This is a genomic window from Sulfuricurvum sp. (assembly GCF_028712165.1).
Taxonomy (GTDB): domain Bacteria; phylum Campylobacterota; class Campylobacteria; order Campylobacterales; family Sulfurimonadaceae; genus Sulfuricurvum.
Window position 1 is genome coordinate 1 of the sequence record NZ_JAQTQR010000112.1, and the last position, 4,900, is coordinate 4,900.

Annotated in this window: 4 protein-coding genes; all 4 read left to right on the plus strand. The window is 41.6% G+C overall.

Features of this window, described 5'->3' with window-relative positions:
- Positions 1 to 64: 64 nt before the first annotated feature.
- A complete protein-coding gene (locus tag PHP90_RS13615; RefSeq protein ID WP_299930991.1) occupies positions 65 to 1,381 on the plus strand; it encodes an ATP citrate lyase citrate-binding domain-containing protein in 1,317 nt (438 codons plus the stop codon).
- Positions 1,382 to 1,391: 10 nt separating this feature from the next.
- Entirely contained in the window at positions 1,392 to 3,209 is a 1,818-nt protein-coding gene (locus tag PHP90_RS13620; RefSeq protein WP_299930993.1) for a citrate/2-methylcitrate synthase, read from the plus strand.
- Positions 3,210 to 3,319: 110 nt separating this feature from the next.
- Positions 3,320 to 3,946, plus strand: coding sequence for a hypothetical protein (locus PHP90_RS13625; protein WP_299930995.1), 627 nt, complete (start codon positions 3,320 to 3,322; stop codon positions 3,944 to 3,946).
- Positions 3,947 to 4,070: 124 nt separating this feature from the next.
- Entirely contained in the window at positions 4,071 to 4,733 is a 663-nt protein-coding gene (locus tag PHP90_RS13630) for a type II/IV secretion system protein (RefSeq protein ID WP_299930997.1), read from the plus strand.
- Positions 4,734 to 4,900 lie beyond the last annotated feature (167 nt).

Here is a 4,900-nt window from a genome sequence, read left to right on the forward strand (position 1 = left end):
AGAAATCATTCAAATAGCCCATAAATGATATAATCTTGGCAAAAGATTCTTCGAAGGAGTTGCAATGGCTCAAAGAGCGATTCGTGAATACGACGGTAAAGCAATTTTCTCAAAACACTGGGAAAAATATTTCAGCGGATTTCATTACGGATTTAAATCGGTATTGGTAACCAATGGTGATGAATTACGTGCATGTGCGCAAAAACACGGTTTTGAATGGTTGAAACAAGAAGCATTGGTTGCAAAACCGGATATGCTTTTCGGGAAACGCGGTAAAAACGATCTTGTATTGTTTAAAACCAACAAACCAGGTGATGTCACGCTCGAAGAAGCTGCCAAATGGATTGACGACAAAATTTCTCACGAAACAACGCTTCTTTCCGGTCAACACGGGACATTGACTCACTTCATTGTTGAGCCGTTCACTCCGCACTCTCAAGATCAAGAGTACTATATTTCAGCTACAACTGTAGGTGAAGACGATGTTCTTTATCTATCGGCTGAGGGTGGTATGGAAGTTGAAGAAGGATGGGAAGAAAAAGTTAATGAAGTAACGATTCCTATCACTATGGACGATGCAAATATTGCTCACTTGATCCGTGCAAACGTTCCTGCAGGAATTCCGGCAGAAAACAAAGAGCGTTTCATTACATTTGCTGAGCAGTTTTACAAATTCTATCGCGATTTGAACTTTGCTTACCTTGAAATCAATCCGATCGTTATGATCGGTAATGATATGCACATTCTTGACCTTGTTGCTCGTCTTGATGATACAGCAGGCTTCATGATGGGTGAATCATGGTGCGGTGCTGAGTTCCCGACAGCATTCGGAATGGAAGATCAATCCCCGGAAGAAAAAGCGATCGCAGAAGCAGACTCGAAATCGGGTGCTTCATTGAAATTGACTATTCTTAACCCAATGGGCCGAATTTGGACCATGGTCGCGGGCGGTGGTGCTTCGGTTGTATATGCCGATACCATTGCTGACCTTTCCGGAAACGTTGCTGACTTGGCAAACTACGGAGAATATTCAGGCGGACCGACAACAGGTGAAACTAAATTCTATGCAGATACCGTTTTGGATTTGATGACACGTCACAAAGATCCGAAAGGTCGCGATAAAATCCTCATCATCGGGGGTGCGATTGCAAACTTTACCGACGTTGCAAAAACATTTACCGGAATTATCCAGTCGTTTGAAACCTATGCAGATAAAATGAAAGCGGTAGGAACTCGTATATATGTGCGTCGCGGCGGACCGAACTATGAAAAAGGTCTAAAAGACATCAAAGAAGCGGCAGACCGTTTGGGTCTCTATATCGAAGTTTATGGGCCAGAAACACACGTAACGGATATCGTACGTATGGCTTTAGAGAAATAAGGAGAGAATGATGGGTGCTTTATTTACCAAAGATACACAAGCAATTTTTTGGAACAACAATGCGAGTGCTATCCAACGTATGTTGGATTATGACTATGTTATCAACCGTGCTAAGCCATCGGTTGCAGCAATCGTTGCTCCTACTTCAGGAAATAAATTCGAGAAATTTTTCTACGGTCCTGATGAAGTTATGGTTCCTGTTTTCCGTAACACAACCGAAGCGGCTGCAGCATTTCCGAATGCGGACGTTTTATTGAACTTCGGTTCTTTCCGAACGGCGTACGATGTTACAATGGAAGCAATCGCGATCAAAGGACAATTCAAAACTGTCATGGTTACAGCTGAAGGTATTCCTGAGCGTTTGGCTCGTAAAATGAACCAAGCGGCTCGTGATGCAGGTGTTGTTGTTATCGGACCGGCTACGGTCGGCGGTATCGCTCCGGGCGGATTTAAAATCGCAAACGTCGGCGGAACGATTGAAAATATCATTAACTCTAAACTTCACCGTGCCGGTTCATGCGGACTTGTAACACGTTCTGGCGGTTTGTTTAACGAGCTTTCAAACATCATCTCTATCAATGCTGACGGTATTGCAGAAGGTGTTGCGATTGGTGGAGACCGTTTCGTCGGTTCGGTATTTATTGATAACCTTCTTCGTATGGAGCGCAATCCTCAAGTTAAATACATGGTATTACTTGGAGAAGTCGGGGGTACTGAAGAGTACAAAGTGATCGAAGCGGTAAAATCCGGCAAGATCAAAAAACCGATTATCGCATGGTGTATCGGTACGATCGCTAAACATTTCAGCTCAGGTGTTCAATTTGGTCACGCAGGTGCTTCGGCAAATGCGGATGCAGAAACTGCAGCAGCAAAAAATGAAGCAATGGCTGCAGCGGGTATTTATGTTCCTGCGAGCTTCAACGACCTTCCGCACACCATTGCTGAAGTGTATGGCAAACTTCGTGCAGAAGGTACTATCGGTGAAATCGTTGAACCTGAACTTCGTACGGTGCCAAAAGTACGTCGTAAAAAAGAGTTCATTTGTACGATCTCTGATGACCGCGGTGATGAAGCGACGTATGCAGGATACCCGATCAGTTCGGTTGCAACCCCTGAGACTGGATTCGGTATCGGCGATGTTATTTCACTCCTTTGGTTCAAAAAACGTTATCCGAAATGGGCAACTGATTATCTTGAAACGGTTATTAAAACCGTTGCCGATCACGGTCCTGCCGTATCGGGTGCTCATAATGCTAAAGTAACAGCACGTGCGGGTAAAGACGTTATCAGTTCGTTGGTCACAGGTCTTCTCACTATCGGACCGCGTTTCGGTGGAGCGATTGATGATGCGGCACGCTATTTCAAATATGCGAATGACCATGGTATGAGCCCGGCTGAATTCATTGATTATATGAAAAAAGAGGGTAAAACGATTTCCGGTATCGGTCACCGTATCAAATCGGTTCGTAATCCGGATCTTCGTGTATCAGGATTGAAAAAATATGCGGCTGAGCACTTCCCGGCTACTCCGTTACTCGATTTTGCACTTGAAGTCGAAAAATTGACAACGTCTAAAAAAGATAACCTAATCTTGAACGTTGACGGTACTATCGGTATCTTGATGGTTGATATGTGGCGTGCGCTAGGGTATACTGAAGAAGAAATCGATGGTTTCATCGACGCAGGTGCATTGAATGCATTCTTCGTTGTCGGTCGCTCTATCGGATTTATCGGTCATATTTTGGATGAAAAACGTCTCGGTATGCCGATGTATCGCCACCCGACTGATGATATTCTCTACAACGTCGAACTCGCAGACGAAATTTAATACTCTTCTGAACCCTGCATATGCCGGGTTCAGCCTCTTCTTTCTCAATCTTTCTCCTTTTTTTGTTATAATCGTTTTTTCATGAAATTTTGTTTTACAAGGTATATATAATGAAACGTTTTGCTTTTACTATGATGGAATTGATTTTTGTTCTGATCGTAATAGGGATATTAACTGTTTTGGCAATGCCGAGTTTTAATCGGGACCCGTTGGCAGAAGCGACAGAACAATTAGCGAACCACATCAGATATACTCAGCATCTTGCAATGGTAGATGACCGATTTGATCCTGCTAATCCTCAATGGTATTCTGAAATGTGGACGCTTGATATACAACAAGTTGGTACGGATTGGATTTATGAGGTTTTTTCGGATTTAGCTCCATATAATGGTAATCCTACGGCAGCAGAAGAGGCTACTGATCCATTAACAGGAAGTAAATTTGGTAACAATGATATAAATACCACCAATTTGACAAAAGCCTATGGAGTACAAAATATCGTTTTAGCTGGCGGGAATGATAATAAAGGTACTGGAGTAGGAACGAGAAGAGTTACGTTTGATAATTTGGGTAGACCCTATCGTCGTGCATCATCGGCAGCAAATGATAATTGGCGAGATTATTTAATTACATCAAATATGACTATAACACTTACAGGTCAAGACGAAAGACAGGCAGTGATTACTGTTATCCCTGAAACAGGGTATGTCTCGACCTATATTCCAGGGCCAAAGTGATTAATTTCACTTTGATCGAAATTCTTTCAAAGCTCTCTTGACTTCTTTTACAGTTCTCTTTATTTTCTTAATACTTTTAGTATAATCTTTTTTTGATGAAATTTGTTTAATCAAGGCATTTATAATGAAACGTTTGGCTTTTACAATGATGGAATTGATTTTTGTTCTTATAGTCATTGGGATATTAAGTGTATTGGCAATGCCGAGTTTTAATCGAGACCCATTGGCGGAAGCGACAGAACAATTAGCGAACCACATTCGATATACTCAACATTTGGCGATGCTGGATGATCGTTTTGATCCGGTTAACCCTCAATGGTATTCTGAAATGTGGAGTATATTTATTCGTCAGGTTCATGATGTTAATAACGGTGGGGATAAGGAATGGTATTATGAAGTTTTTTCGGATAGGTTTCCCTATAACGGTGATTCTACGCTAGCAGAAGAAGCAACAGATCCTTTGACCGGGGAAACATTAGGAAATGGCAGCTTTAATAATACTGTTGATGATAATAAAATAATTAATCTTACCCGTAAATATGGAATACAAAATATCGTATTTACCGGGGGTATGGATAATAAAAATTCCCCTGTAACAACCAGAAGGATAACCTTTGATAATTTAGGCAGACCATACCGTAGTGCCTCATGGGCAGTAAATGATAATTGGCGTGACTTTTTAATACAAACGAATTTGACAATAACGCTAACAGGTCATGATAACAGACAAGCTGTGATTACTGTTATTCCTGAAACAGGGTATGTCTCGACCTATATTCCCGGATAAAAGTGATTAATCTCTCTTTTATCCAATTTCTTTACGTTTACTCTTGACATCTTTTACATTTTCCCCTATAATTCCCGTCCACAAACGCTGATAGGCCTTGAGTTAAGGTACTGAGTTTGAGTTTGAGATCATTGAAAACTAAGTAGGTCAAACGGTTCGAGACTTTC

Excerpts from the sequence above, each read along its gene's own strand:
- PHP90_RS13615 (WP_299930991.1), top strand. The coding sequence starts at position 65 with ATGGCTCAAAGAGCGATTCGTGAATACGACGGTAAAGCAATTTTCTCA.
- PHP90_RS13620 (WP_299930993.1), top strand. The coding sequence starts at position 1,392 with ATGGGTGCTTTATTTACCAAAGATACACAAGCAATTTTTTGGAACAAC.
- PHP90_RS13625 (WP_299930995.1), top strand. The coding sequence starts at position 3,320 with ATGAAACGTTTTGCTTTTACTATGATGGAATTGATTTTTGTTCTGATC.
- PHP90_RS13630 (WP_299930997.1), top strand. The coding sequence starts at position 4,071 with ATGAAACGTTTGGCTTTTACAATGATGGAATTGATTTTTGTTCTTATA.